The 25524-nt window shown below is 53.0% G+C and carries 18 protein-coding genes; 4 read left to right on the forward strand and 14 right to left on the reverse strand.

The window, feature by feature from the left end; translation table 11 throughout:
* Nucleotides 1–51: 51 nt before the first annotated feature.
* From SBI19_RS05370 to SBI19_RS05400, 7 genes are all read right to left on the reverse strand, one after another.
* Nucleotides 52–1557 (reverse strand): extracellular solute-binding protein, encoded by a 1506-nt coding sequence (locus tag SBI19_RS05370; RefSeq protein ID WP_483312248.1) that lies wholly within the window; start codon nucleotides 1555–1557, stop codon nucleotides 52–54.
* 122 nt (nucleotides 1558–1679) lie between these two features.
* The gene (locus SBI19_RS05375; protein ID WP_317965704.1) at nucleotides 1680–3251 is read right to left on the reverse strand and encodes a glycoside hydrolase family 43 protein; all 1572 of its coding nucleotides are present in this window, start codon (nucleotides 3249–3251) and stop codon (nucleotides 1680–1682) included.
* On the reverse strand, nucleotides 3248–4435 hold the full coding sequence (locus tag SBI19_RS05380) for a glycoside hydrolase family 88/105 protein (RefSeq protein WP_317965706.1): 1188 nt from the start codon (nucleotides 4433–4435) through the stop codon (nucleotides 3248–3250). The genes SBI19_RS05375 and SBI19_RS05380 overlap by 4 nt, the downstream gene beginning before the upstream one ends.
* A 14-nt stretch (nucleotides 4436–4449) precedes the next feature.
* A complete protein-coding gene (locus SBI19_RS05385; protein WP_317965708.1) occupies nucleotides 4450–5322 on the reverse strand; it encodes a carbohydrate ABC transporter permease in 873 nt (290 codons plus the stop codon).
* A 31-nt stretch (nucleotides 5323–5353) separates the two neighbouring features.
* The gene (locus SBI19_RS05390) at nucleotides 5354–6331 is read right to left on the reverse strand and encodes an ABC transporter permease (protein WP_317965710.1); all 978 of its coding nucleotides are present in this window, start codon (nucleotides 6329–6331) and stop codon (nucleotides 5354–5356) included.
* A 225-nt stretch (nucleotides 6332–6556) separates the two neighbouring features.
* Nucleotides 6557–8887 carry a helix-turn-helix transcriptional regulator gene (locus SBI19_RS05395; protein WP_317965712.1) on the reverse strand — a complete coding sequence of 777 codons (2331 nt, stop codon included), beginning with the start codon at nucleotides 8885–8887 and terminating at the stop codon, nucleotides 6557–6559.
* A 229-nt stretch (nucleotides 8888–9116) separates the two neighbouring features.
* Nucleotides 9117–14783, reverse strand: a complete 5667-nt coding sequence (locus SBI19_RS05400) for a pectinesterase family protein (RefSeq protein WP_317965714.1) — start codon at nucleotides 14781–14783, stop codon at nucleotides 9117–9119.
* Between the two features lie 479 nt (nucleotides 14784–15262).
* Here SBI19_RS05400 and kduI point away from each other — a divergent pair, with 479 nt between their 5' ends.
* Genes kduI through kduD form a run of 3 tightly spaced genes read left to right on the forward strand, consistent with a single transcriptional unit; the run spans nucleotide 15263 to nucleotide 17630 of the window.
* A complete protein-coding gene (gene kduI / locus SBI19_RS05405) occupies nucleotides 15263–16096 on the forward strand; it encodes a 5-dehydro-4-deoxy-D-glucuronate isomerase (protein ID WP_317965716.1) in 834 nt (277 codons plus the stop codon).
* A 4-nt stretch (nucleotides 16097–16100) separates the two neighbouring features.
* Nucleotides 16101–16862 (forward strand): DeoR/GlpR family DNA-binding transcription regulator, encoded by a 762-nt coding sequence (locus SBI19_RS05410; protein ID WP_317965872.1) that lies wholly within the window; start codon nucleotides 16101–16103, stop codon nucleotides 16860–16862.
* An 18-nt stretch (nucleotides 16863–16880) separates the two neighbouring features.
* Entirely contained in the window at nucleotides 16881–17630 is a 750-nt protein-coding gene (kduD, locus tag SBI19_RS05415; RefSeq protein WP_317965718.1) for a 2-dehydro-3-deoxy-D-gluconate 5-dehydrogenase KduD, read from the forward strand.
* A 292-nt stretch (nucleotides 17631–17922) separates the two neighbouring features.
* On the opposite strand, the gene SBI19_RS05420 is transcribed toward kduD, so the two are convergent.
* The 5 genes from SBI19_RS05420 to SBI19_RS05440 all read right to left on the reverse strand — a co-directional run bounded on the left by SBI19_RS05420 (nucleotide 17923) and on the right by SBI19_RS05440 (nucleotide 21851).
* Nucleotides 17923–18672: a hypothetical protein gene (locus SBI19_RS05420; RefSeq protein ID WP_317965720.1), complete on the reverse strand. Its 750-nt coding sequence runs from the start codon at nucleotides 18670–18672 to the stop codon at nucleotides 17923–17925.
* Between the two features lie 93 nt (nucleotides 18673–18765).
* A complete protein-coding gene (locus SBI19_RS05425) occupies nucleotides 18766–19437 on the reverse strand; it encodes an HAD family hydrolase (protein WP_317965722.1) in 672 nt (223 codons plus the stop codon).
* A 3-nt stretch (nucleotides 19438–19440) separates the two neighbouring features.
* Nucleotides 19441–20082 carry an NAD(P)-dependent oxidoreductase gene (locus SBI19_RS05430; RefSeq protein ID WP_317965724.1) on the reverse strand — a complete coding sequence of 214 codons (642 nt, stop codon included), beginning with the start codon at nucleotides 20080–20082 and terminating at the stop codon, nucleotides 19441–19443.
* A gap of 181 nt (nucleotides 20083–20263) precedes the next feature.
* Complete coding sequence (locus SBI19_RS05435) at nucleotides 20264–20701, reverse strand: Rrf2 family transcriptional regulator (protein ID WP_483312249.1); 438 nt, start codon at nucleotides 20699–20701, stop codon at nucleotides 20264–20266.
* A 190-nt stretch (nucleotides 20702–20891) separates the two neighbouring features.
* Entirely contained in the window at nucleotides 20892–21851 is a 960-nt protein-coding gene (locus tag SBI19_RS05440) for a VanW family protein (protein ID WP_317965728.1), read from the reverse strand.
* A gap of 166 nt (nucleotides 21852–22017) precedes the next feature.
* Here SBI19_RS05440 and SBI19_RS05445 point away from each other — a divergent pair, with 166 nt between their 5' ends.
* A complete protein-coding gene (locus SBI19_RS05445; RefSeq protein ID WP_317965730.1) occupies nucleotides 22018–23208 on the forward strand; it encodes a hypothetical protein in 1191 nt (396 codons plus the stop codon).
* 51 nt (nucleotides 23209–23259) lie between these two features.
* Here the strand turns inward: SBI19_RS05445 and SBI19_RS05450 are convergent, their stop codons facing one another.
* Together SBI19_RS05450 and SBI19_RS05455 are read right to left on the reverse strand one after the other, a co-directional pair.
* The gene (locus tag SBI19_RS05450) at nucleotides 23260–23946 is read right to left on the reverse strand and encodes a 4'-phosphopantetheinyl transferase family protein (RefSeq protein ID WP_317965732.1); all 687 of its coding nucleotides are present in this window, start codon (nucleotides 23944–23946) and stop codon (nucleotides 23260–23262) included.
* A gap of 141 nt (nucleotides 23947–24087) precedes the next feature.
* Nucleotides 24088–25521 carry a glycosyl hydrolase family 28 protein gene (locus SBI19_RS05455; protein ID WP_317965734.1) on the reverse strand — a complete coding sequence of 478 codons (1434 nt, stop codon included), beginning with the start codon at nucleotides 25519–25521 and terminating at the stop codon, nucleotides 24088–24090.
* Between the last annotated feature and the right edge of the window lie 3 nt (nucleotides 25522–25524).

The raw sequence follows: 25524 nt of genomic DNA on the forward strand, positions 1-25524 counted from the left end.
CATGACTGGTGATTGGCGGCTTGCCCGCTGCTGCGATCGTTGTTATCGAAATTACTTATTCGATTTGGCGTACGCTTCCCCATATTCCTTCATCATCTGCTCGCCGCCAGCGGATTTCCAATTCTCGATCTCCTTCTGCCAGCCTGCTTCATCGATCTGTCCCATGATGAATTTGGTTTCCGCATCCGTAATCATTTGTTCCAATTCGGAACCGCGGTCCGTATAGGTAGCCGATTCTAAGTTAAGCGCCGGATTCGTAACGATGAACTGTTCGTTCTCTCCGCCAATCTTCTGATTTTTGCGGAACAAATCCGATTCTTTGCTCGGTTTGTCAATGTTGTAGTTCTCGCCGCGCTGCGGAAGCGTATCGCGGTATGGCTTGACGTCCCTCGTGTAGGCTTCCTTATCGAGCGGTTCAGTGAATTCACCTTTGTCGACCCAGTGCTTGTCTTGAATGCCTTTCACTAGAAGCGTCGCCATCTCCGGATCCATCAGCTGGTCGATGAATGTCAGTGCGCGTTTCAGATCTGCTTCCGTCTTCACCGTCGACTTCGGAATGGCAAGAAAACCTGCGTTGCCGCTTTCGCCTGGCAGTCGGCGTCCTTCGCCGCCCTCCAGCGCAGCGACATCCGTCAGAGCAGTGGGCACGTTCTTGACGAGCTTATCTTGGATCGATTGGGCATTGCCGCCGGATATCCGCATAGCAGAACGTCCGGATTCGTATACTTTATCAATCTCCGCGGCATCAACGACCGCGAAGTCCTGATTAATCAGCTTCTCCGCATACAACTTGCGGAACAACAGCAGCGTATCTTGGAATGGTTTGGTCATAAATTCAGGCACGAACTCCCCATTCTCGACTGCCCATTTATTCGGTCCGCCTTGCGTAACCGACAAGCGCGTCAGCGTCGATGCCGCGCCTTGGTTATACTTTTTGTCCAGGAGCATGCCATACGTGTCACGCTGGCCATTCTTGTCCGGGTCTTGCTCGCCGATCGCCTTCATCACGTTGTACCAATCATCAAGCGTCTTCGGCGTCGTCAGTTGGAGGCTGTCGAACCAGTCTTGGCGGTAATGAAGCGTCGCTCTACCCAGCTCCCGGAACAGCGGAACGCCATACACCTTGCCGTCGACCGAAATATTGTCGTAGAACAGCTTATTTTGTGCGGATAAATTCTTATATTCGCTCAGATAAGGGCCGATCTCCCAGAACAAATCCGACTTCAACGCGCTTACGATTGTCGGATTGAAGCCAAGCTTGATGACGGTCGGCAGCTCGTCGGAGGCGATCATTACATTCACTTTCTCGTCATAGGCCGATTCTGGAATCCATTGAATGGACAAGTCCGTATTCGTATATTTCATGATTGCCTGTTCGATCTCATTGCCTGCTGAAGGAATCTCGCCAACCTGATTGACGACTAATGACAGCGGGAACGGCTTGCTGTCAGCCTGCTCGGTTGTAGTGCTGTCACTCCCCTTCGAATCGCTCTCCTTGCCGGAAGAATCGTTCGATCCTCCGCCGCATGCCGCTAGCAGCATCGTCATTGTCAGCATCACCGCGATTGCGAAAGCCCCTTTATTCGCTTTCTTCACCTAAACCCCTCCAATGTATGTTCCTATTATTGTATATCAATCTATTAATATCCGCCCGCTTATGCGTACGGGTTAATAGCAAGTTAGAGCGGCGCATACTCGAAATAGTCAAAATCAGCAGCGCCAATCCCTGCCTCGCAAACGGTAAACATGCCTATCATCGCGCCTGTAAATCCGCCTGCGACGTCCGTGCTGACGATCGTTCCGTCGACGCCTTCCGCCAGAACCTTCCACTGCTCGGACTCTATTCCGTAACTGAAGGTCAGCTTCTGGCCATAGGCTTCAAGCTTCAAGTACATTCTGCTGCCCGCTTCGGGCGGCAGCGGCGATTGGGCCAACGTGGTCTCAATGCCGGCTTCCGTACGAACGAGGCGAATAACTCGGCCCTCTTCTGCGATGGCATCGGCAATCTCCAACCGATAATGGTAGGCGTGGCTGGACAAAAACACGATTCCAGCTTCCGATTTATTGGCCGGCTCCCATTCCAACGCAGTCCGCACCGCGAAAGAGGCATGCTGCTGACGGCGTCCGACGAAAGCCGGGTTCGCGCCTTCCTCTGTCATTCGCACCGGCTTGCTCTTGAGCCGGAGAAATCCCGGTCGCTCGCGCAGGCTGTACAACTCACCTGCAGGCGTTCGAATGAAGCACCATATGTTATCCAGTGCGAACCGGTCGAAGTTGTCACACGATGATGCAGATGGCCATCGATGCTCAGGCAAGTTCGGGGCACGCATCACTTCTTCGATGATCCCTTTACCCGGATTAACCACCGGCCAGCCTTCTTCCCAAGCAAGCGGGGCAAGAAACGTTTCTCTGCCCATATTGCGGAACGGGCCACCGTATGGTCTGGAACCGAGGCATACGAGCCACCATTCTCCGTTATGTGCCTCGACGAGATCGGCATGCCCGACATTAACGATGTCCGCCCCACGGCCCAGATGGCGGTGCGTCAGAATCGGATTCGTCTTCCCGGTCTCGTATGGCCCTGTAAGACTGCGGCTGCGCGCAACGGTAACCGAATGCGTGAAGCCCGTGCCGCCCTCCGCGATGAGCAGGTAATACCATTCGCCGACTTTGTATAGATGAGGCCCTTCCTGCGCATGAATGCCATTCAGCGCGCCGTCCCACAAACTGTAAGTCGGACCTACCAGCTGCTTCTTGTCGAGATCCAGCTCCTGCAGCCAGATTTCCATATGCTTCGGATAACGCTGACCGCCAGGCGGCATCCGATTGCCTGTATAGTAAGCGCGCCCATCCGTATCGAAGAACAGCGATGGATCGATGCCGGGCGCTTCCTCCAGCCAATTCGGCTCCGACCACGGACCAGCAGGATCCTGAGTCGTGACGTAGAAATTGCGCCGTGCTCCTGCCGCGCTCTCAACGAAGGTCGTAACCATATAGAAGACGCCTTCGTGATACCGAATCGTCGGGGCATAGATGCCGCGCGAGGCAGGGACACCGCTTAGATCAAGCTGAGAAGGCCGATCGAGCACATGCCCGATTTGCCGCCAATTCACGAGATCGCGACTGTGGAAGATGGGAACGCCGGGAAAATATTCGAACGTCGACGTGACCATGTAATAGTCTTCATCGACTCGACAGATGGAAGGATCCGGGTAAAAGCCCGGTAGAATCGGGTTGCGGAACGTCCTCAATGCTTCTCCTCCTTTGCGATCCAAGCATGCTCATCTACTCTCAGCGCTTGCAGCTCTAGACCGGCCATGATGAATGGCGATACCGCCTTCGGATCGTTGTCGCCAACGGCCTCCGCAACATAATATTCGAACGAGCCGTCACGATAAGGTACGCCGCCGAGTCCAGCCACTCGATTGCATCTGGTCAGATGGACCCTCCCTGACTCGTCTTCTACAACCAAATGTCGCAGCAGTCCTTCGTAGGCGCGGATGGCTGCCCCTTGGGCACGATCGGTCAGGAAGCCAAGTCTCCTGCCCTTCGATAATGCATAGGCGAACATGGCTGTACCGGATGCTTCGTCATAATTTCCTTTTCGCCCGGCTTCATCCGCCACTTGCGGCCAGATTCCGCTCTTCTCTCCCTGCACTTCGGCAAGCGCTTGCATGATCCGTTCGAACAGGCCTGCCAACCTTCCTCTTCTTGGGTGCGTAACAGGCAGCAGCGCAAGGACATCGACTAGCGCCATCATGTACCAGCCCATCGCCCGACTCCAGACATGGGGGGATCGCCCCGTTGCCGGATCTGCCCAGCGCTGCTCCGATGCAGCATCCCAACCATGCACAAGAAGTCCCGTGCTAGGCAGTCTTGTCTTCGCCTCCATCAGTTCCAATTGGTATGCGGCTTCGTCGAACCAAGCTTGATCCCCGCTCCAAGCCGCATATTGAGCCATGAACGGCGACGCCATATACAAGCCATCCAGCCACATTTGGAACGGATAAATCTTTTTGTGCCAGAATCCGCCTTCGTCCGTTCTCGGATGGCTGCGCAGTTGGTTCATAAGCCGTTCAATCGCCGTCTCGTACCTCTTGTCTCCCGTGCGCTCTGCCATTAGGAACAGCAGCTTGCCCTGGTTGATCTGGTCTAAGTTATAATCCTCGAGACGGTAACCGACAATGCCGCCGTCTTCGGTCACGAACCGTTCCATGAAACTGCGGATGTATTCAAAATAACGTTCATCGCCCGAAGTACGGTAACAGCCTTCCATTGCTTTCAAGAAGCATCCGTTCTCATAATGCCATCGGTCTGGCAGTGATTCGCCGCCGATCTCAGCAGATCCAGCCGCATATCTCTCCATGAATTGGTTCGCCCAGCGGAATGGGTCACCTAATCGCATCACATCTACCGCATCCACTTGCTTCTCCACGTTACCGCCCCCCCTCACCCTTTGACCGAGCCTAACATGACGCCTTTGGCAAAATGCTTCTGCAAGAACGGATATACGATCAGAATCGGCAGCGTCGCAAATACGATGACCGCCATTCGAATCGTGAGCGGTTGGATTTCCGCATCGTCCATGCTTGTATCGCCGATCCGGCTCTGCGCCAGTATGACGATTTCTCGAAGCAGCACTTGAATCGGCCATTTGGTATTGTCGTTAATGTACAGAATCGCATTGAAGAATTGGTTCCAATGAGCGACAGCGTAGAACAACGAGAACGTCGCCATCGCAGGCATGGACAGCGGCAGCACGATACGGAACAATACGCCGACGTCATTGCAGCCATCGATTTTGGCCGAATCCTCCAGCCCGTCCGGAATCTGCTGGAAGAAATTTTTGAGCACGATGAGATTGAACGCACTGATCGCGCTCGGAATCATGAGCGACCACAACGTATTCGTCAGATGAAGCTCCTTGACGACGAAGTATGTCGGGATGAGTCCCCCGCTGAATAACATCGTGAACAGGACGCCGAGCAGAATCGGCCCTCTGCCCCGCAGCGTCTGCTTGGCAAGCGGATAGGCCATGAGCGACGTCATCAACAGATTAATGAACGTACCGACCACCGTGATGTAGATGGAAACAAGCATGCTCCTCCACAAGGTGTTCGTTGAGAAGATGTATTCGTAAGCGGAGAGCGACCACTGCTTCGGGAACAAGATGATCCCTCCTTTCACGACCTCCTGCGGGCTCGTGAACGATACGGCCAACACATATACGAATGGGAGTACGCATAACAGCGCGATGATAAAGAGCAAAGAATAGTTGATCCAATCAAATAGTCGGTTTCCCCACGTTTTGTCATATTTCATGCGAACACCTCTTTCTTCGTACGCTGCGGCATCAGTAGACGCCCTCCTGTCCGAATCGCTTCGCCAGCCAATTGGCGCCGAGCACCAGCGCAAGACCGACGATCGACTTGAACAACCCGACTGCGGCGCTGTAGCCGTATTGCATCTGGGTCAAGCCCTTCACGTAAACATACGTATCGAACACATCGCCCACGTCCCGATTCGTCGGCGCCAACATCAAGAAGATGTGCTCGAAGCCGGAATCAAGAAAATTGCCAAGCCGCAGGATGAGCAAAATAATGATCGTGCTTCGAATGCCGGGCAGCGTAATATGCCACATCTGACGCCATCGCCCGGCGCCGTCGATACGAGAAGCCTCATACAGCTGCATGTCGACGCCAGCAAGCGCCGCCAGGAAAATAATCGTTCCCCATCCGACTTCCTTCCAGATCGATTGCGATACGATCATCGTACGGAACCAATCGGGATCGAGCAGAAAGGCGATTTTGTCTCCTGTAATCCGATAGATCAGTTCGTTGAGCACTCCGTTCTCTGTCGTAAGCAGCATATAAAAGATGCCAACGACTACGACCCAGGACACAAAATGCGGGATATAGACGAGCGTCTGGACGAACCGTTTGAAACGTTCCCTTCTGACTTCGTTAAGCATCAACGCAAGAACGATCGGCAGCGGGAAGAAGAAGACGATATTGTAAACTGCCAATAGGATCGTGTTGCGGAACAAGCGCAGAAACTGCGGTTCGGAGAAAAAGCGATCGAAATGTTTAAGTCCGACCCATTCGCTTCCCCAAATGCCCAGATGCGGCTTGTAATCTTGAAAAGCCATCAATATGCCGTACATTGGCACGTACTTGAATACGATGAAATAAATAATGCCGGGCAGCAGCATCGCATAGAGCCACTTGTCTCTCAGCACGCTCCTAAGCAGCCCGCCCTCCCTGCTTCTGCCGCGAACGGACGATGCAGCCTCCGTCTTCGCCGCAGCTGAATGTGCCAGCTTCACCTTCATAACGATTCCCTCCTCTGTCATGGCCTCATTATGCTGCCGAACGCGCGATACCGGCTATAATCGTTTCATAACTTTCTCGCAATAGGCTTCATAAAGCGCATAACCGCGCGGAACTCCATAAATTCGATAGCTTGCAGATAACGTGAATGTGCCGCCCGAAACCTGCCGGACTGCATAACAAAAAACGCCTCGCGCCGCTTCAGCGGCACGAGACGTTCGTTTCGATTATGATTGCGAAGCCGCTCGGTTCGCCACATCGAGCAGCTCGCGGTATTGGCCAGGCGTCATCTCATACTTTTTCTTGAACGTACGGATAAACGCGCTATTATTCTTGTACTGCAGCTTCTCGCCGATCTCGGCTATCTTAAGCGACGTACTCTCTAGCAGCTTCTTCGCGGCTGTCATCCGGTAATCGGCCAAATAATCGCTGAACGGCACGCCCACCTCCCGTTTGAACACACGGCTCACATAGACAGGATGGAAGTTGAGCTCCGTCGCGAGCATTTCCAACGAGATGTCTTGATCATACCTTGTATGAATCATCTCCACGAGCTTCTCCGCCATACTGATATAGTGGGAATCCGTTCGTTCCGAATGCAATCTTGCAATCGGAGCGAATAGGCGAGTCTGATACCAGATGACGATCTCTTCCTTAGTCTGCAGCTTATAGAACCGTTCGATAGCTCCCTCGCTCATTAACACCTGCTTCACGGATATTCCCTGGTCCTGTACGATGTGGAGAATCCGAGATAACAACTGCATGAGCAGAATGCGATGCTCCTGCGCATAGCTTTCCTTCTGGAGTATGATTGCCAGATAAGCATGGAATCGTTCCATCGCTTTGTCTAGATCGCCTTCCTTGAGCGCTTGCGCCATCGCGTCCTCGAGCGGACGGAGATGGGAATAAACCGTCGTTCCTCCGCTTCGATCCGCCCTGACATCCTCATAGTGGATAATGATGTCCGAGCCTAAACTGATCCTGTTGTTCAGCGCAGCCAGCGACTCCCCGTACGCTTCCAGCGTCCCCGCAAGCTCATCGAACGGCCTCGATATGCCAATGCTCACCTTCAGCTGCAAATATTGCTCTACGGAGCACTTGATTCTCTCAGCCGTATGGTACAATCGCGCCTTGTTCTGCTCTTCATCCTCCGCATCAAGCGTAATGAGCGTCGTCTGCGTCTGCTCAAGCGTTATCGGGCTGAATCGTTCGCTCTCCGGCACCAGCTCGCCTACCATATTGTTAATCGCGAATAACAGAAGCTCGCGGTCTCTTTCTTGATAACGCGTGTCCAGCAGCGTATCGATCTGCAAGGTTAGAACCGCCAGCTTCCGCCAATCGGTTGGGAAACCGTACATGCGCCAACGATCGTGATTAGCTAGCTCCGCATGCTGCCCGGCGAACAGCTTCAGTACGAAGAACTGTTTCAGTTGGCCCGCCTGTCCCTCCATTTGCTTCTCCAGCTTCGTCCGCGTTACGGCCATCGAATGTAAGCTGTCCCGAATATAGGCGAGCTCATCCACAGCTGCGCCGCCGCCTGCACCGCTAGACGTAGGCACCATGCTCTTCGTGTAATGGAGCAGGCTTCGGATCGGACGATACATTCGCCAGCTTCCGAAGAAGGCAGTTGCAAACACGACAATCAATATGAGCGAACAAGCAGCAATGGTTAACATTGCAATCTTCCTCGGTTGTTCGCGCAGTTCGCCGACCGACACGATCGACATATAGGTCCAGCCATTATAAGACGAGGAACGGTACTGCACCGCTAGTCCGTCCGCCGTCTGGAACATGCCGCTTCGCTCGCCTGACGCCTTCATTGCCGCGATCTTATTGCGAATTCCGGCATCGATCGGCCTATCTTGAGTCGCGCCGATGAACGATTCGCCCTGCTTATCGAGAATGTAATGGTTACCTAGATGATTGTGTGGTGCAAGCGCACCTTTCAACTCTGCGGCTGAGATTCGGACGACGAGCAAACCTTTACGGTCGGATGCTCTGGGCAGCAGCGGTATTTTGTATACGAGGTCGATCGACTGCACCGGCTTCGCCGCCGCAACTTCATCAACTGAGCTCTCATCGAGTGCCACAGACGTCATGACATTCGTACTCCATGACAGTGCGGCGTCTTGCTTGGCGTAATTCGTAAACCGCTGGTGCTCCGATAGCGATGAGAACGGTTTCAATACACCGAAGTCGACAGACCAGTCGTGGTTCAAATCGATCAAATAGGCTTGCTGGATCAGCGCGTCGGTCTGCATGTTCGATAGTTCCGTCATCAGCTTGCGCACTAGGACGAAATCCTCACCGCTAAGCGTCTGCAAGAGCGCTGTCTTCACCAATTGGCTGTTCACAAGCTGCGTCGCCGATCGTTCGAGCGATTCCAACGTCTGTTCGACCCTCATTTGCGTTTGAGTGAGCAGCTGCATGTTGCCTTCGTTCACTTTCTTCTCGATATCTCTCGATGAGATGTAGTAGGAAGCGAAACCGACGAACACGGTTGGGAGCGCCCCAAGAAATAGACTGAACACGAGTAAGCGAACCAAGTACTTGTTCATGACATACGACCTCCTTCCGGCTGTAGCGGCGGCATTATCGTCCAAACCAATCCAGTCATGCCGCCTTCTATGTAAGGCAAAGCGATCCGAACCGTTCACGCGATAAGCGCGGAACAGCCCGGATCGTGCCGAACTTCACTTATAACCCACTCACGAGTCTATCCTATCAGACAGATTCGATTCGCAGCATCGTACGATAGTCCTTAACTGTTTATCCATTATACGGCAGTCACTTGTCCACAACAATACGAATGGAGGCGGTCGACTTGTTGCCGGCGCGGTCCGTTACCGTGTAGACGATCGTGTAGACCGCCCCATTCTTACCCGATTTCGCGGCGCGAAGCATAAAGTCGAAATCATTCGTACCGATCTGCGCACCTTCAATATCGCTCTTGTTGCGCTGCCCGTCCCCATCGTCCAGGCTGCTCGTAATCGACGTCAGAACAACGGATTCGATCCCCGAGCCATCATCTGCCGCATCGATAGACAGATGAATCGGTACCATCTTGCCGTTCGCTGGCCAGATGTTGGACGGATTCGCTTCCAATCGCACGGTCGGCGCTATGCGGTCCGACGAGAATTGCACGGCTACGACACGCTTGCTTCCATCCGCAGCCAGTACTTGAATCTCTGCTCTGCCATTCGGGCTATCCGCTTGTTGAATCGTAACGACAGCGGAGCTGGCGAGCGCATTCGCATCGATAACCGGAGCCGTCGCAGCTTGCGGATCAAGCTCAATCTCGTAAGTGTTCAATTCCGTCGAGAAACCATTAATGAGCATGCCATCTGCCGTAATCGCACGGAGCGCAGTGCTGCTGTTGATCCAAGCGGAACGATCGACCGGGTTCCAGCCGTCCGCTCCACCAAGAAGCAGCTCTGGCGTGTAAGAAGCCGCTTCGGAGGTTGTAAGCTGTTTCGACCATGCATAACGCCCGACTGCATCCGATCCTGGTCCGTAGCTGCCATACTCCTCGTAACGAGCCGTCTTCTCGTTCGCGGCATTGCCCCAATTGTCCCAGCCAACCGTCTTGATATGATCGCCCATGTAGCTGTTTACATAAGCGACATGCGCGTTAGGACGCCATGGACGTCCGAGTGCCACCATACCGGTCAAGCCTGGTTCTGAGGTCAGCCGGCTGTTCAGGAATACATAACCAACGCTTCCCTCTGGCGTCGAAGCTGCCGTTACGTAGCCGCCGCCAAGACTGTGCAGCTCGCAGCGTTCGAATACGACGGATGCGCCGCCGAAGATGAAATCGACCGTACCTTCAATATAGCTGTCGACAAAATACTGCCGTCCCCCGTTAGCATAAAAGGTGTCCTGATGGCCTCTGAGCGCGACATTGCGGAACGTCATCCGATCTCCGCTCGCATACAGAGCCACCGCTTGACCAGCCGAGATGCCCGCGTCATTCTGGATGGTCAGGTTCTCCGCGCCGAAGCCGTTCGCCAATACTTTAAAGCTGTAGCTGCCGGACGTTCCCAGCTCTTTGCCGTTCGCGTCCAGCGTCTTCGCGCTGTCGCCATAGACGAGCACGGTTCCGTCACGGCTCTCGCCGATCAGATGAACATTCGTCTTGGATGAATCGAGGAGCAGCTTCTCGCGATAAACGCCGTCTCTGATCGATATCACGATCGGGGATTCGCTGCCGGCAGGCACAGCATCGATCGCAGCTTGAATCGTTGTGAAATCGCCGCTGCCATCCTTCGCAACAGTCAAGACACGGGCTGGCGTCTCAGCCGCCGTCCGGCTCGATGCCCCCTCACCGCTTCCGTTCACAGCAGCCACTAGATAGTAATAACGCTTGCCATTCGTCAAGCCTTCATCCGTGTACCTGGCTTCCGCAAGATTGGAAGCTATCGTCTCGAACGGGCCTTCCGCTTCCGAACTTCTACGAACCGTATAAGTGACGGCCATATCGCTAGACTGCCACCTCAGCGCGACGGCTCCGTCTCTTGGCTCAGCGTTCAGTCCTTCTGGAGCTGCCGGGGTTCCGTCTGAGACATTCGGTCTGACCGAAACAACGGAGGATGCAAGACCGGCCATGCCGCCGCCCATCGCTCGGACTTGATATCGATAGACGAAGCCAGCGTGCACGCTGGTGTCCTCATAGGAAGCTGCTCCGTCCGTCACAATGTGTACGTCATCCAGCGGACCGCCTGCGCCATTATCTCTCAGTATCTCATAGCTGTCCGCGCCTGCAACTGGTTCCCACTGCAAGTGGACCGCCTTGTTCGAAGCGGCAGCTGTCACGATCGGCGCGGCAAGCTGCGCAGCCGGACTTGCCTTGATCGGTTCGGAATCGATCCCTTCCCCTGCAAGGCCGGTTGCCGATACAACGTAGTAGTAGTCCGTGCCGTCGGTTAGGCCGCCATCCCTGTAAGATGTTGTGTCTAGACTCGATGCAAGAACAGTGAACGGACCTTCAGGAGCTGCCGCGCGTTTCACCGTGTACGACTGGGCACCCGCAACCGGCTGCCATGACAAGTCAATCTGCGTATGTCTCGCAGCTGCTGATAGACCCGCAGGCGCTTCCGGTTTCACTGCATCCGCAGATGGCGTCGCTGTTGCGATGTTGGAGTCGCCGCTCTCGCCGCTTGCGCCGGATGCCGTCACGACATAGTAATACGGTGTTCCATTCGTCAGCCCCCCGTCAGTATAAGAAGTCTCGGTTAATTCAGCTGCAACAGGCTCGAATGGTCCATCAGCCGCTGTTGAACGTTTGACCGTATAGCTGGCAGCGCCATCGGCCGCAGCCCAAGTTAAGCCGATTCGGCCATCGCCCGGTATCGCCTGCAGTCCGCTCGGCGATTGCACGGGCTCGACATAGACGTGGATATTGTCGTAGTAAATAGTCCCTTTGCCCGTACCTGGCGTCTTCGCCAACAATCGGCCGATGCCGACTTCCTTCATATCCGCCTGCAAATCGATGTCGTCGGCGACAAGCGCATTGTCGATGTAGATGTCTGCTTTGCCTGTCGCAGCGTTCGCCGTAACCTTGATGCGGTACCAACGATCGCCTGCCGGCGCGTCCGTCAGTTTATAATCGGCACCATTCTTCTTGTACACGAAGGTGTAGTTCGCTTCGGCGGCAGGCTGGGTCGGCTTCCGAATCTCGATAGACAGCGGCGTCTTGCTGCCCGCTTCATCCTGCAGTTGAAGCGCAACCGCCGTTCCCGGCCAAGAAGATGCATATAAATCCGCTTCAATAACCAATGGTCCTTTCTGCGGCGCGAATTTACGAATCCACTGCGTATTGCCGACGCCGTTGTCATACATCATGAGTGATTGCGAGGAATTGTTAGCCGCTGAAAGCGACGGGTTCGCAGCCGCCTGCAACCGGTGGTCGGCATCCTGCGGATCTGGTGTAACAATGTAACCGGCTGGCGTACTGCCAGATACAACCGTTTCATAGTCATCTTGAACGAAGTAGACCGTCTCCGGCGCGCCGGTTGGCACAGCCGATACTTCCGACGAGTTGAAGCTTTCTCCGCTCGCGTTCGACGCTGTTACGACGTAATAGAAAGTCTGACCCGCTGTTAGACCGACGTCTACGTAAGAGGTTTCAAGGATGTCCTCCGCAATCGTTTCATAGGGACCTCCTGGTACGACACTTCGCTTAACCTTATACGTCGCATCGGCAACAGACTCCCAGCCAAGTGTAATTTGGTTGCTGCCAGCCGAAGCCCGAACATTGGCCGGCACGGTCGGATAATCGCCAGCCACCGATCGAACCTGTGCCTTCGAGAAAGTGGAGCTGTTGTATTTGTCCACGTCATCATCCGCTTTGGATGCATCCGCGGCAAGTCCGAAGTAGATCGTTTCCGGCATGTCGATGTCAACTGCTCCGATGACCTCCCAGACCGTACCATCCTTCGAAGCAAGTGAGGTGAAGCGATCGCCTAGTCGAACGATCTTCACCCAATATGGAACGGTAATAAACGCCTCAGGCTCCACCGCATTCGTACTGCCTCCAGCCTCCGTTCGGGTTAACATGATGCTCTTGCGCCCCATCTTGACGTAAGGAATCATCAGCGATACTGCTGGCGAAGAAGCGTCAAGCGATGCACGCACCATGACGCCTGCTTCGGCGCCGTCATCCGTTGCCGTTACGCTGTCTACGCGTGCAATGACCTCGCCGTTACCGCTCAACTGCTGATACGCATAGTGGAAATTGTCTCTGCTTCCGCCGATGTCGCCAGCAGAACGGACCGTTACTTCACCCTCTGCTCCACGGAGCTGGGTATGCCCCTGTATGCCTGGATTGCCGATGTCCTGCGAATTCCACGGCGCAATCGATCCTTCTGCATTCACATGCACTGCGGCCATATCCGATTGAGTCGAGGTTCCCGAATCATCTATCGCTTTGGCCGTGACGAAATGGGAGCCATCCGATGCGCCGCTCCAATCCAATGCATAAGGTGGCGTCAGCGCTTCCCCAATCAATCGACTTCCATCATAGAACTCAACCTTCGCGATCGTACCATCCGAATCCGATGCTTCCGCTTCGATTCTCACGATCGAACCATCGGTGACGACGGCGTTATCTGCAGGCTGCAGCAAAGATACGCTCGGGTTAGCAGAACCGCTGCCCTTCAGCTCGTTCAGATAACGCTCCAGCATCGTATAGCCATCCGCTCCGGTCGCGTTCCGGTCGGCTGCATCTTCCGGGTTCAGACCCGCAGCCGTCTCCCATTGATCCGGCATGCCGTCATGGTCGGAATCAGGCTCGGCAGATCTCGTAGAGTTGAATTCCGGAACGCCTCCGATCTGATTCGGTGAATTGATATGATTGCCTGTCCGGTTGCGGACATCCGATACGACGCGTGCATCGACGGCGTCCCGTTTCGGCAGCGTAGCGCCAGCATTGGCTAGTACGCTGTCATATGCTTCCGCCGCAGGCTCCACCTGTGTCGGAATCGCTGGCGCGAAAGGGGATATCATCTTCGCTGCCGGATCAGCAACGGTCAGCACGCCCTTCCAGTTATCGGCTGTGACATCCGGATAACCTTCAGCAATGTTTCCGCCGAGATAGATATGGGACGTTGCCGCTACATCTGCAAACAACGTGCCTCTGACCGTCTTATAAGTGTTCGGGCCATACTTGTAGTAGTTGTTCATCAGATTGTAGGTCCCCTGCTCACCGCCGTAGGTAGAGAAGAAGCCCCAGTTATAGATGACGTTATTGAACAACTCCATCTGGTCGGCAGGGGAGAGCCCTGGCAATCTTGGATTCCGGCTCGCATTATGCGCGATCAAGTTATGATGGAACGTTGCTTTGTTCCCTCCCCAGATGCCGCCATAGCCATGACGTCCTTTCTGATGCGTCGTCATTAGCATACTCTCGGAAATAATCGACCATTGCACGGTCGTGTTCTCGTTCTCGTATAGACTAAGCACTTCATCGACAGACCAACTGAACGAGCAATGGTCAATCATAATATCGCGATGATAACGACCGCCGAACGCATCATCTTCGCTTGCGAAAGCATCGCCTAGTCGGAATCGCAAGTAACGGATAATGAGGTTATCACCCTCAATCGACGTCGTGTAATCTGCAACGGTGATGCCTTCGCCCGGCGCCGTCTGACCGGCGATCGTCAAGTTCGATCCCGTAATCTTCAGCGGGGACTGCAGATGAATCGTCCCTCCGACCTTGAATACGATCGTACGGCCGCTCCCGCTAACGGCATCGCGCAGCGATCCCGGACCTGAATCCGCAAGCGTCGTTACCTCGTAAACTTCGCCGCCTCTTCCGCCTGTCGTATATTTCGCTGCGCCTTCCGCGCCCGGGAATGCCGGGATGAGCGCGGTTTCTTCCGCAGATGCCATCGCGGGAATCGACGTCATGACCATCGCTGCGGTCAGCAAGCCGCTGAGCCATTTTTTGAACATAATAATCCTCCCTATAATCGCTTTCTGTTCTGTCTCAGTCCTATTTGGATTAGAACAGACCGTCGCGGAGTTACCTGATGCGCTCGCCGGTCAGATGCTGCGTCGCAATGCGCTTCTTACCTCGATTGGTTTTCGATCCCTCCTTGTGACCGTTACATTCGTCCACTTCGAATGACAGCGTTTTCATTTGTGCATAACCCATTATTAGCCTTCGAACGGATGTCTGCCTATACGGCATGCATAACTATCGTGTTCAGAATCGTATCGATTGCACAACTGCGCGGGCTGAAGCCTGTCTCCAATCGGAATGCACAAGGCTTGAAGTTACCTCGCGCATACCGGTTATAAGCTGCACATTGCATAAAAGAGACATCGTTTCGGTCATTTTGTTGTTGCATTATTCCGAAATGAACGTTAAAGTAAACGTAAATGAACCAAAGTAAACATACTTAAACCAAATGTACTGGAGGCCTCTTCTAATGGAAATCCGTTATGCAGCACACCCGACTGACGTTAAATCGTATGATACGACGCGCCTGCGTCAAGAGTTTCTGATCGAGAAGCTGTTCGTGCAAGACGAACTGACGCTTACTTATTCCCACGTCGATCGTTTCATCGTTGGCGGTGCATTCCCTGTATCGAAGCCAGTGAAACTGGAAGCGGATACGCACACGATCGGCGCTGCAACGTTCCTCGAGCGCCGCGAGATCGGCATCATCAACATCGGCGGCCGCGGTTCCGTTACGGTAGACGGCACGACTTATGATATGGAATCGAAGGACTGTCTCTATGTTGGCCTTGGCGCACAAGACGTTGTATTCGCTAGCGCGGATGCATCGCAGCCAGCGAAGTTCTACCTGAACTCCACGCCGGCACACAAAACATACCCGACGGTCAAAGCGGCAATCAGCGAAGCGTCTCCGAACCACCTTGGCGCGCTGACGACGAACAACGAGCGCACGATCTACCGTTACATCCACACGAACGGCATTCAAAGCTGCCAGCTCGTTATGGGTATGACACTTCTGAAGCCGGGCAGCAACTGGAACACGATGCCTTGCCATACGCACAATCGCCGCTCCGAAGTATACCTGTACTTCGATATGGCAGCTGACGGCAACGTCTTCCACCTGATGGGCGAGCCGCAAGAAACGCGCCACCTCGTTGTACGCAACGAGCAAGCGATTCTCTCGCCAAGCTGGTCGATTCACAGCGGTGTCGGCACGACTAGCTACACGTTCATCTGGGGTATGGGCGGCGAGAATCAAATCTTCGAAGACATGGACGCAGTTGCTCCACAGGACTTGAGATAATATGATGCATTCGCATCGCCGCCATGAATTGATCATGGAAGCCCTGCTCGCTTCTCAAGAGGTGACCGTTACGGAGCTCAGCGAACGGCTGAACGTTACGGGCAAGACGATTCGCGAGGATCTGGCCAAGCTGGAGGAGAAAGGGCTGCTCATGCGCATTCATGGCGGTGCGGTTCTAGCACAACACGATCAGCTCGGCATCCTGTCCCAGCAGGAGCCGCTCGTTCGTCACGCCTCCGAGAAAACAGAAATCGCCGAGCTTGCGCTGAAGCTGATCGAGCCCGGTGATATCATTGCACTGGACGGCGGCAGCACAACGCTCGAAATTGCAAGACGGCTTGCTAACAAACCGCTTACCGTGGTGACGAACGATGTGCACATTATCGCAGAGCTTGCTCGCAAGGATGAGATTCGTCTCGTCGTTCCGGGCGGCTATCGCGTACGTAACATGCTTGCCGGCGCCGAAGCGACCGCCTATATTCGCAAGCTGAACATCAGTAAGGCATTCCTGTCAGCGACAGGCGTTCATCTGGAGTTCGGCTTTACGATCTATACCGGCGATCTCGTTGACTTCAAGCGAGCACTCATCGAAACAGCCAAGACCGTCTACGCCGTAGTCGATCATCACAAATTCGGCCAAGGCGCGCTATTCACATTCGCGGCTTTCCACGAGATCGCAGCTGTCCTAACGGACGCAGGGATGACCAAGGAAACCGCTGAACAATACCGACAAGCCGGCGCTTCGCTTCAATTGTACGCCGAATGAGAAAGGTAGGAATATCCAATGCTATTTGACCTTACAGGCAAAACAGCGCTCGTCACCGGCACGTCCGGCGGACTCGGCGCAGCTATGGCACTTGGCCTGGCAGAGGCTGGCGCTTCTATCGTTGCGATCTCTTCTTCGAACAGCAACAGCTTAGTTGAAGCGGTACGTGCAATCGGCGGTCAGATCGAACAAATCTCCGCTGACCTCTCGAAGGCTGATACGCTCGAATCCGTATTCGAACGCGCAGTCGGCTACTTCGGCAAGATTGATATTCTCGTCAACAACGCTGGCATTATCCGCCGTACGCCTGCTGCCGATCACTCGGCGAAGGATTGGCAGGATGTCATCGATCTGAACCTGAATTCCGTATTCTATCTGTCCCAATTGGCAGGACGTCACATGCTGGTACGCGGCAGCGGCAAAATCATCAATATCGCTTCCATGCTCTCCTACCAAGGCGGCATCAACGTACCAGGTTATACAGCAAGTAAACATGCTGTTGCCGGACTTACGAAGGCGCTCGCTAACGAATGGGCCGGCCGCGGCGTGCAGATCAATGCGATCGCACCTGGTTACATGACGACGAATAACACGGCGCCGATCCTCGCGGACGAAGCGCGTTATAAATCGATTACGGACCGCATCCCTGCCGCTCGTTGGGGAACGCCGGACGACCTCAAAGGTCCGGTTGTGTTCCTCGCATCGGCAGCATCGGATTATATGAACGGCCACGTCCTGAATGTAGACGGCGGCTGGCTGGCGAGATAATAGGAGCCAACAGGCCCCTATTAGAACCCTCTTGTAGTAACTCAAAGATCTAAACATCAAATTTCTACCCGCCTAAATCCTCCCTGCTAGGGAGGACCCCCGGGGTTTCCAACCCCGGGACCCCGGATTGGGGGCGTGGGATAGACTGAGGTTCGAGTATGGTAATACGTGGCGGGAGCCGCGTGCCCCCTTCCAGGGGCACAGCTTTCGTTCGAGTATATTGAAAAAAGCGCTGCTGAACAGCGCTTTTTTTGTGTTAGTTATAAGATACTTGAGGTTCAAGATCATTCATCTATTTCACAGGCTGCGAGTTGTAAGCCTCCTGGATGTCAGCAAGCCTTGTGAGAGTCGGTTCAAGGTCTTTCATAAACCGTCTCTTCAACTCGGTATCGGCGGCTGAGTCGTCCTGCCGTGCAGCGAATTCCGCCCATTCCTTTAACGATGTCATGGTCGTTTCCAGATTATGCAGCTCTTCAGCGACATCCGCCATCGTCCCCTTCGTCCTCGTATCGAGCACCTTCGGCTTCGCCTTCCAATAACGATAGCTTGCATTGTAAGCGATACTCCAGATGTTCCCGCGGAAGGCTAGTGCAAACAACTCCTGCTGTTTCGAAGACGTCATAATCGAACGATTAATCATCAGTTGCGGATCCGCATTGGAGGTATTGTCATCGCAAAATTCAATTAACAGCAGCAGCCGTGCATTCATACGATCCCCCTGCTCCTTCGCCGCATCAAGCAGTTTCTGCACTTCGACGGGTGAATCCGTATCCTTCGCTTTACTGATCGCTTCGAGCACATCAGCAAGAGGAGTAAAAGAAGGCGTCTCCAGCACGAATGTTCGGAAAGCGAAATCCGTCTTCGCTTGATACAGCTGTTTGATCGTATTCCGGCGCTCCCCTTCTGCCTCCAGTCGATGCTGATACCACAATGCAATTAGAATAATAACGACGACACTGACCGACAGCAGCTTCGGTATACGAATAACACAATCCCCCCTTCCACTACGTCCTAATGCTCGAAGTATATCCAGTAACGTCAACTATTATCTCTTCGTCAAAATCGAAAAAGCCGAGCAAGACATTCCAGCGCACAATTGCGCTCGAATCCCGCTCGGCTTACCTATTTATACCTGCTACACCGCTCGAATCGTATCGAGCAGCTGAGACAGACGCGTCAGTCTCGCAATCGGCTCGATGCCGCGCGACTCAAGATCCTCATCCTTCGTCTGATAGCCGACGAATCGGATGCCAGCATCGATCGACCCTTTCGCGTCGATCCAAGAATCGCCGATCGACAGCCAATGTTCGGCCGGAATCCCGGTACGCTTCACGACTTCTTGGTATCCGGAAGGCCCCGGCTTCATCTCCGTCATGCTTTCTCGCCCAACTATAAGCTGAAACCGCGAAGCAATTCTCGTTCGAGTCAAAGCTTCCATCGCGGCCGATTCCGCATTGTTAGTAACAACGGCGAGTACATAATCGCCTTCCAGCTCCGACAACAGCCACTCTGCTTCAGGCTCGAGACTCGCATCGCTCATGCCGACTATCTCATGCTGCCTTGTGATGCGCATCGTCTCTTCATAACGTGCGGCATCGAGCCCTTGCCGCTTCGCTTGCTCAATGAGCATCGAAGTCGTATATTCCGTTAGCGTCAGATCAGGTGCCAAGAAACCTTCCGCCTGCAAAAACGTATATACATCCCGTTTCATCGCACCGAAATCAATGCGGGATTGCAGCAGCGTATTGTCCATATCAAATATAATGCCTTGAATCGTGCTTCCGATCAGATCCACCCCGCCAAACAATCGTTATTTCGCTTCGCCAACGACCGTGAAGCGGCGGTTCTGATGCTTCGGCTGTTCCAGTTCATCAACGATCGCGATCGCATAGTCCGCATAGCTAATATAGCTGTTGCCTTCCGAGTTGACAAGCAATTGATCTTCGCCAGCCGCGTATTGGCCCGTACGTTTGCCAGCAGGATCGAAGAACGCCGATGGGCTGACGAACGTCCACTGAATGCCTTCCGATTGCTGCAGATCCGCCAGGTTCTGCCCTTGGCTGCGCGCCGTTGCCAGGTAGATGGCCGGGAATTCAGGCGTATCGTACAGACGTGTCGTCAGTGCTGGATCAACGAACAGGCTGCCAGCGCCGCCGACAACGATCAGACGTGTAGATGGTGCGCCTTTAAGTGCTTGGATCAGCGCTTGACCCGCTTCAATGTGCAGATGCTCTTGACCGCCTGGCGCTCCGAATGCATTCACTACCGCATCGAAGCCTTTCAGATCGTCAGCCTGGAGCTCGAATACATCCTTCTGAACGATTTGCAACGCTGCATCCTGCAGTTTCGAAGCATCGCGGACGATTGCCGTTACCTCATGCCCCCGCGCTACAGCTTCCTTGACGATTTCTTGACCTGCTTTGCCGCTTGCACCGATAATTGCGATTTTCATTATTGAACGCCTCCTGAAAGTTTTTTGTAGTTTCGATAAATTAGTAACCACGACAGTTACAATTAAGGGTAAAAAAATGAGAAACTTCAGTTTGAAGATCTACTCTGATGGACGACTGTAATTCAAGGCGCATTAATAATCGATTAGCCCTGCATTTTGTTCGACAAGAAGCTTCTCAAGCCTAATCCTGCTGATCATCATCCTGCGAAACAATCGTATTCGTAACCTCTGCGACACTCGTCTTGGCTAAAGATTGCTCCAGCTCACGCTGCGCATCAAGAAGCGGAGGCATAATCGCACTTTGAATATGTCGTCCGACCATGCACTTGATGTTCGTATTCTGATGGACCGTGAACAGGATATCGTTCTCCGGCAATTCGACTGCACGATAAACATCGTACAACGTGATTTCAGTCAAAGGACGAACAAGCTTGATGCCTGTTACGCCTGGGCGCGATTCAATAATGCCCGCTTTGCCCAGCAAGCTCATAATACGCCGAATAACAACCGCATTCGTGTTGACACTTCCTGCGATACGCTCTGACGTTATTTTGCCATCGTGGACATCAATCAATGACAAAATATGAACCGCTACGCTAAACTTGCTGCTAATCACGATCGAATTCCCTCCTGCCAATACGTTGTCGTCTTGAATGTAACTATAACAGTTACATTATCAGGATGTCAATCTGATTCGAGTAAAAAGTTTCTCGTTCTTATTCTTGCCTTACAGCCAACCTTGCATGCCCTTGGCTCGCATCTTGCTTCGCTTTAGGGCATGCAATATTTCGGCTAACTAACTCCTTGTTTCAAGGCAGCGTGCTCTGAACACCGCGTTCTGCCCGCACTTCCTCAGGCAGTTGCTTAGAAGCATGCGGCACTTCGCGCGGCTTATAATGAATCATTTCGTTCGAATAGATCGCCACATACACTTGGCCATGCCCTGCGAACGCGCGAATCAGAATTGGCATGCTGTATTTGTTCTGGAACACAAAATCTGGCCCATGCCAACTTACTGTCGCATCTCGACCATGTGGCACATAATGCACATTGCGGCTGTGCGAATAACGCTGCACGATATGAAGACCAGCGCGATCGGCCGCATTAAACAGCGTAGATGAGATTTGACAGATGCCTCCGCCAATATCCTCCGACATTTCCCCTCGTACAATGACAGGCGCCCTCATGTAGCCTTTCTCTGAAGTTCGACGGCCAACTATTGCATTGAATGAGAAGGTTTCTCCAGGAAAAATGACCGTGTTGTTAATTGCGCTAGCCGCAAGCGAGATGTTATGGGATCGGTTCTTGTTATTCGAATTGTAGTAGGTCGCGTAATGACCGATCGCTTTCTCTTTAATCTGCGCAAGCAGTTCGCTGTCCACCTTCGGATAGATCGGCAGTTGAGGAACTTCAAGCTGTGTACGACCGCCTTCAATTAAAAACTGATACACTGATTCGGTTATGTTGGCCCGATCAAGCCTTGCACCTGCCCTCTCCTTCACGATGCGGCCCGCACTATCAAGCTTTGCATTCACTGCCGGCCGATCCGTACGACGAGCTAAATCAACAGCCAGTTTGTCCAATTGGTCCTCATGAACGAAAGGCTCCCCAAGCGCAGCAATCGTAAAATGTTTGCGATCGACCGTGACAACCGGCTGACCTTGATAGACGATCGTTAGCTTCTTGGGCAGTTCAGGTTTATAAGGTACCGGAATTTCCTGCGGCTGCTGCATGAGCATGAACATTAATGTCAGCCAAGAAAAGACCATTGTCGCATACCTCCTGCATTTATCCTCTGCTAATGTGCCTAACTTCCGCCCGCCTTATGCTGACATACAGCAATAACCAGCCTAGACAATATAAGAAGGCTACATATCAAAGGCGATACAGGACAACAATACAAGTCGGAGTATAGGCTAAGGAGGAGAAACGAAGGTGAAGCAGCATCATCATCGCTCACATAAAGGGCATAACGCAATCGTCATCGTCATTAGCTTCCTACTGGCAGCATTGTTGTTCCCTAATGATGCTTATGGCTCCAACGAAGCTGCTGCTCGCCGCTCTGCTGCTCAGCCCCTGAAGGTCATCATGACGGTACGGGCAGATCCGAACGCTCAGCTCGAAAGCCATCTGTCGATCAACAGCCCCATTATTACCCGAGCTCTGCAGAAGGTTAGACAAGAACGTGTTGATCAGGTGGTGTTATACCCTGACATTGAAATTTTGATCATGCAGCAGCAAGGACAGCAGAAAGTGTATCGGCTCGAGAAGCAGGGCAACCTCTGGGATGAAACGATGCATCAGCGCATAATTGTAACTACAGAAGCGGCCCATCAACTACGGCGGCTGGCTGAACTGCTTCGCGAACAGTACTACGGCAGGTTGATCGATTGGAATTCGGCAAGGGAGCTGGCGCCGCGCAAAAGTATATTTTCCATCACCGATATCGCATCCGGGAAGTCCTTCCGTGTCCAGCGGCGGGCGGGCAGCGACCATGCGGACGTGCAGCCGTTGACCAAAGAAGACTCCCATATCATGAAGGAAATTTATGGAGGGGAATGGAGCTGGAATCGGAAGGCCGTTCTCGTTCATGCGAATGGACAATGGATTGCCGCTTCGATGAACGGGATGCCTCATGGCGGAGACGGGATACCCGACAATGATTTCTCCGGCCATTTCTGCGTCCACTTCCTCGGAAGCACAACGCACAAATCGGATGAACCGGACATTGCGCATCATCTGATGATTCATAAAGCCGCGGGCGAAGTTCGGCAATATCTGGATAACGCTTCTCCAACCCTGCTGGCAGCGAGCTTCGTCGAGGCGCTGGATCATGACGAGCCTTATTTACTCGCGCAAATCGCGGTCGGGATGCCCCCAGACAAGATAGCGGGATGGAACGATCAGATGCCCGCTATACGTTCGATTCGAATTGACAAACCACGTAAGTCCAAGTCATTCGGTGTGGAAACGATCGATGCGAACGCATTAAACGCTCAAGTTCGTCTACAAGTTACTTTGATGAGGCAATCCGAGCAACGTGCATCGTATCTATTTCATTTCACTCGCCGGACCACGCAATCAAGATGGGAACTAGTTGATGTAACGACTCCGACTGGCCAATAACAACAAGACCGCAGCTGCCTTGTCAGAACAGCTGCGGTCCTTTGTTCTAGATTAAGCCCAATCTGTTGTAGACCAGGAATGAATGGTGTGAAACTGCTGTTCCTTCACCTTACTGAAGCAGACTGCAAGCTTATACGCGGCATCAAACGCCAAAATCTCGCCTGAATAGTGCTCGTATGGCGAAGGTGCTTGCAGAAGAATTCCGCCAGCATCTACTTGATCATAGGTAAAAGAAAATGAATCAAGCGGCATCGACAGCCCCATTCCAACCGCCTTCACGAAGCTTTCCTTAAGCGTCCATAGCTCATAAAATCGATTCAATTGCTCTTCCATCGGCAGTGCGATCAACTGGGCATGCTCCGCAGGCGAGAAGAACCGACGGGACACCTCCATATCAATGGGCTGAATTTGTTCAATATCAATACCCACGGGACCATCGCTTATCGCGCAAACAACCCAATTTCCCGAATGCGATACGTTAAAATGGAGCTCAGCAGGATATACCAACTCGGGCTTGCCATATGAATTGGCTCTGAATTGAATCGCTTCATTGCTTATCGAATAACGCTCCCTAACAATTCTGCGTACAACAAGCTCAGCGAATAAGCTCCGCACTGCGTCTGCTTCAATTCGGAAGCGTTCATATCGACGGCGCCGCTCGGGCGTAACTTGCTCTACCAGCCGCCGAAGAACAGAGGCTGACATCGGCTCCATGCGAACCGTGAATAGTTCGAGCATTCGCGAGACTCTCCTTCAGCGAGATAGTAGTTACGCAATACCTATTTAGATTAAACCATATTTTGGCCGTAATTACACATCAAATAAAGAACAGCCGTCATGATCGACAGCCGCTCTTCTCCAATTATTATTTATAAAGCGTTATCGGAAGCTAACATTGTGAACAAAGTCGCCGATACGCACATTTCCAGATGCCGCATTCGAAACTTTCCGATCATTCACATAGAAGTCCTCTATTAGGATACCTTCTACGGCCCGCTCCCCGTCAAAACCTATAATGCGAGATTCGACACCATCTGCGCCATGATAACGAATGTTGCGGAACTGAACGTTCTCGATTAGATTACCCGGTACAGGATTATAGTCTTTGTTCCACATCACGCGCAAATCTATGATACGGCCGAGCTCGAAAGGCTCGATGCGAATATCGGTGTAGCTAACATTGCGGACTGTATTGCGATCTCCGGCATTGATTGTAAGGCAGCCTTGGTAACCGTCCTGCGGCTCATGATGCTCGAGAATATCAATGTTCTCGAAATGAATATTTTCGATCACATTCCCTACACCTGTATGGTCGCCATGCGTGCCGATCATCGTCGGATGGGCCACGTCCGCCCACAGCACCGAGTTACGCACCGTAATGTTCCTGACATCGCCATAGTAGCCCCATCGATGCGCATAGATCGCAATGCAGTCATCCGAATTGCGCATGAATACATCCTCGACTTCTATATCACAGCTGGACATCATATCAATACCGTCCGACCATCCACGCGTGCTGAAAGAAACGAAATCCCGGATTTGGATTTGCTTGCTTTGACCGATATAGACGCTGTAATGCGGCGGATCAATGACAGATATTCCGTCAATCACAATATTGCTCGCATACATCAAGCGAATGCCGCGAAACGCAGAGAATCGCCCGAATTCCGCTAGATAGATCATTCCTCGGCCAACGATCGAGATATTCTCCGTTCGATCGCAGACGAATGATCCGGCGACGAAAGCGCCGCCTGCAAGGTATACCTTTTTATCAGACGGGATGTTAATGACTACCTGCTCAATATGATGCATGCCCGGCTTGAAATAAATTGTATGGCAGTTCATATCCGCTAGCTTCATACTCAAATATTCAATTCGATGAATACCGGGTTCAATGACGGCTACAGCCGAATCATTCACGTCCGGCCGCCGATACTCCATTCCTCTAGCCATCAAGTGCAAGTTATTGAATCTGCCTCCATTGACTTCAACGGAAAGCTTGCAAGGCTGATCCAAAGTGAATCGGATGCAGCGGTTATCCTTAATTTCCGCGATAATTCCTTCCGATAGCGGTCTAACTGCTGCAGCATTCACCGGCTCCCGATTGCAGACAACTTCCACTTCAACCGTTCCGGCGAAGTCGAATTGAACCATCCCCGCTTCCCGAACCTGATGCATATCTACCTTCACAAGCAATACGTCCAGCTCTTGCCATTCCCCGTCTAGTGTTCGCACATGGACGGTATAATCTCCGTTTCGAGGAATTGCGGCCGGGATTGAATAGGTGATCACTTCTGAAATCGCATTAACCATTAC

Source organism: Paenibacillus sp. CCS19 (genome assembly GCF_033239625.1).
Lineage (GTDB): Bacteria > Bacillota > Bacilli > Paenibacillales > Paenibacillaceae > Paenibacillus_T.

Bases quoted from the DNA above. Each gene is read 5' to 3' on its own strand.
- SBI19_RS05370 (WP_483312248.1), bottom strand. From the start codon at position 1,557: ATGCTGACAATGACGATGCTGCTAGCGGCATGCGGCGGAGGATCGAAC.
- SBI19_RS05385 (WP_317965708.1), bottom strand. From the start codon at position 5,322: ATGAAATATGACAAAACGTGGGGAAACCGACTATTTGATTGGATCAAC.
- SBI19_RS05390 (WP_317965710.1), bottom strand. From the start codon at position 6,331: ATGAAGGTGAAGCTGGCACATTCAGCTGCGGCGAAGACGGAGGCTGCA.
- SBI19_RS05395 (WP_317965712.1), bottom strand. From the start codon at position 8,887: ATGAACAAGTACTTGGTTCGCTTACTCGTGTTCAGTCTATTTCTTGGG.
- SBI19_RS05400 (WP_317965714.1), bottom strand. From the start codon at position 14,783: ATGTTCAAAAAATGGCTCAGCGGCTTGCTGACCGCAGCGATGGTCATG.
- kduI (WP_317965716.1), top strand. From the start codon at position 15,263: ATGGAAATCCGTTATGCAGCACACCCGACTGACGTTAAATCGTATGAT.
- SBI19_RS05410 (WP_317965872.1), top strand. From the start codon at position 16,101: ATGCATTCGCATCGCCGCCATGAATTGATCATGGAAGCCCTGCTCGCT.
- kduD (WP_317965718.1), top strand. From the start codon at position 16,881: ATGCTATTTGACCTTACAGGCAAAACAGCGCTCGTCACCGGCACGTCC.
- SBI19_RS05430 (WP_317965724.1), bottom strand. From the start codon at position 20,082: ATGAAAATCGCAATTATCGGTGCAAGCGGCAAAGCAGGTCAAGAAATC.
- SBI19_RS05440 (WP_317965728.1), bottom strand. From the start codon at position 21,851: ATGGTCTTTTCTTGGCTGACATTAATGTTCATGCTCATGCAGCAGCCG.
- SBI19_RS05450 (WP_317965732.1), bottom strand. From the start codon at position 23,946: ATGCTCGAACTATTCACGGTTCGCATGGAGCCGATGTCAGCCTCTGTT.
- SBI19_RS05455 (WP_317965734.1), bottom strand. From the start codon at position 25,521: ATGGTTAATGCGATTTCAGAAGTGATCACCTATTCAATCCCGGCCGCA.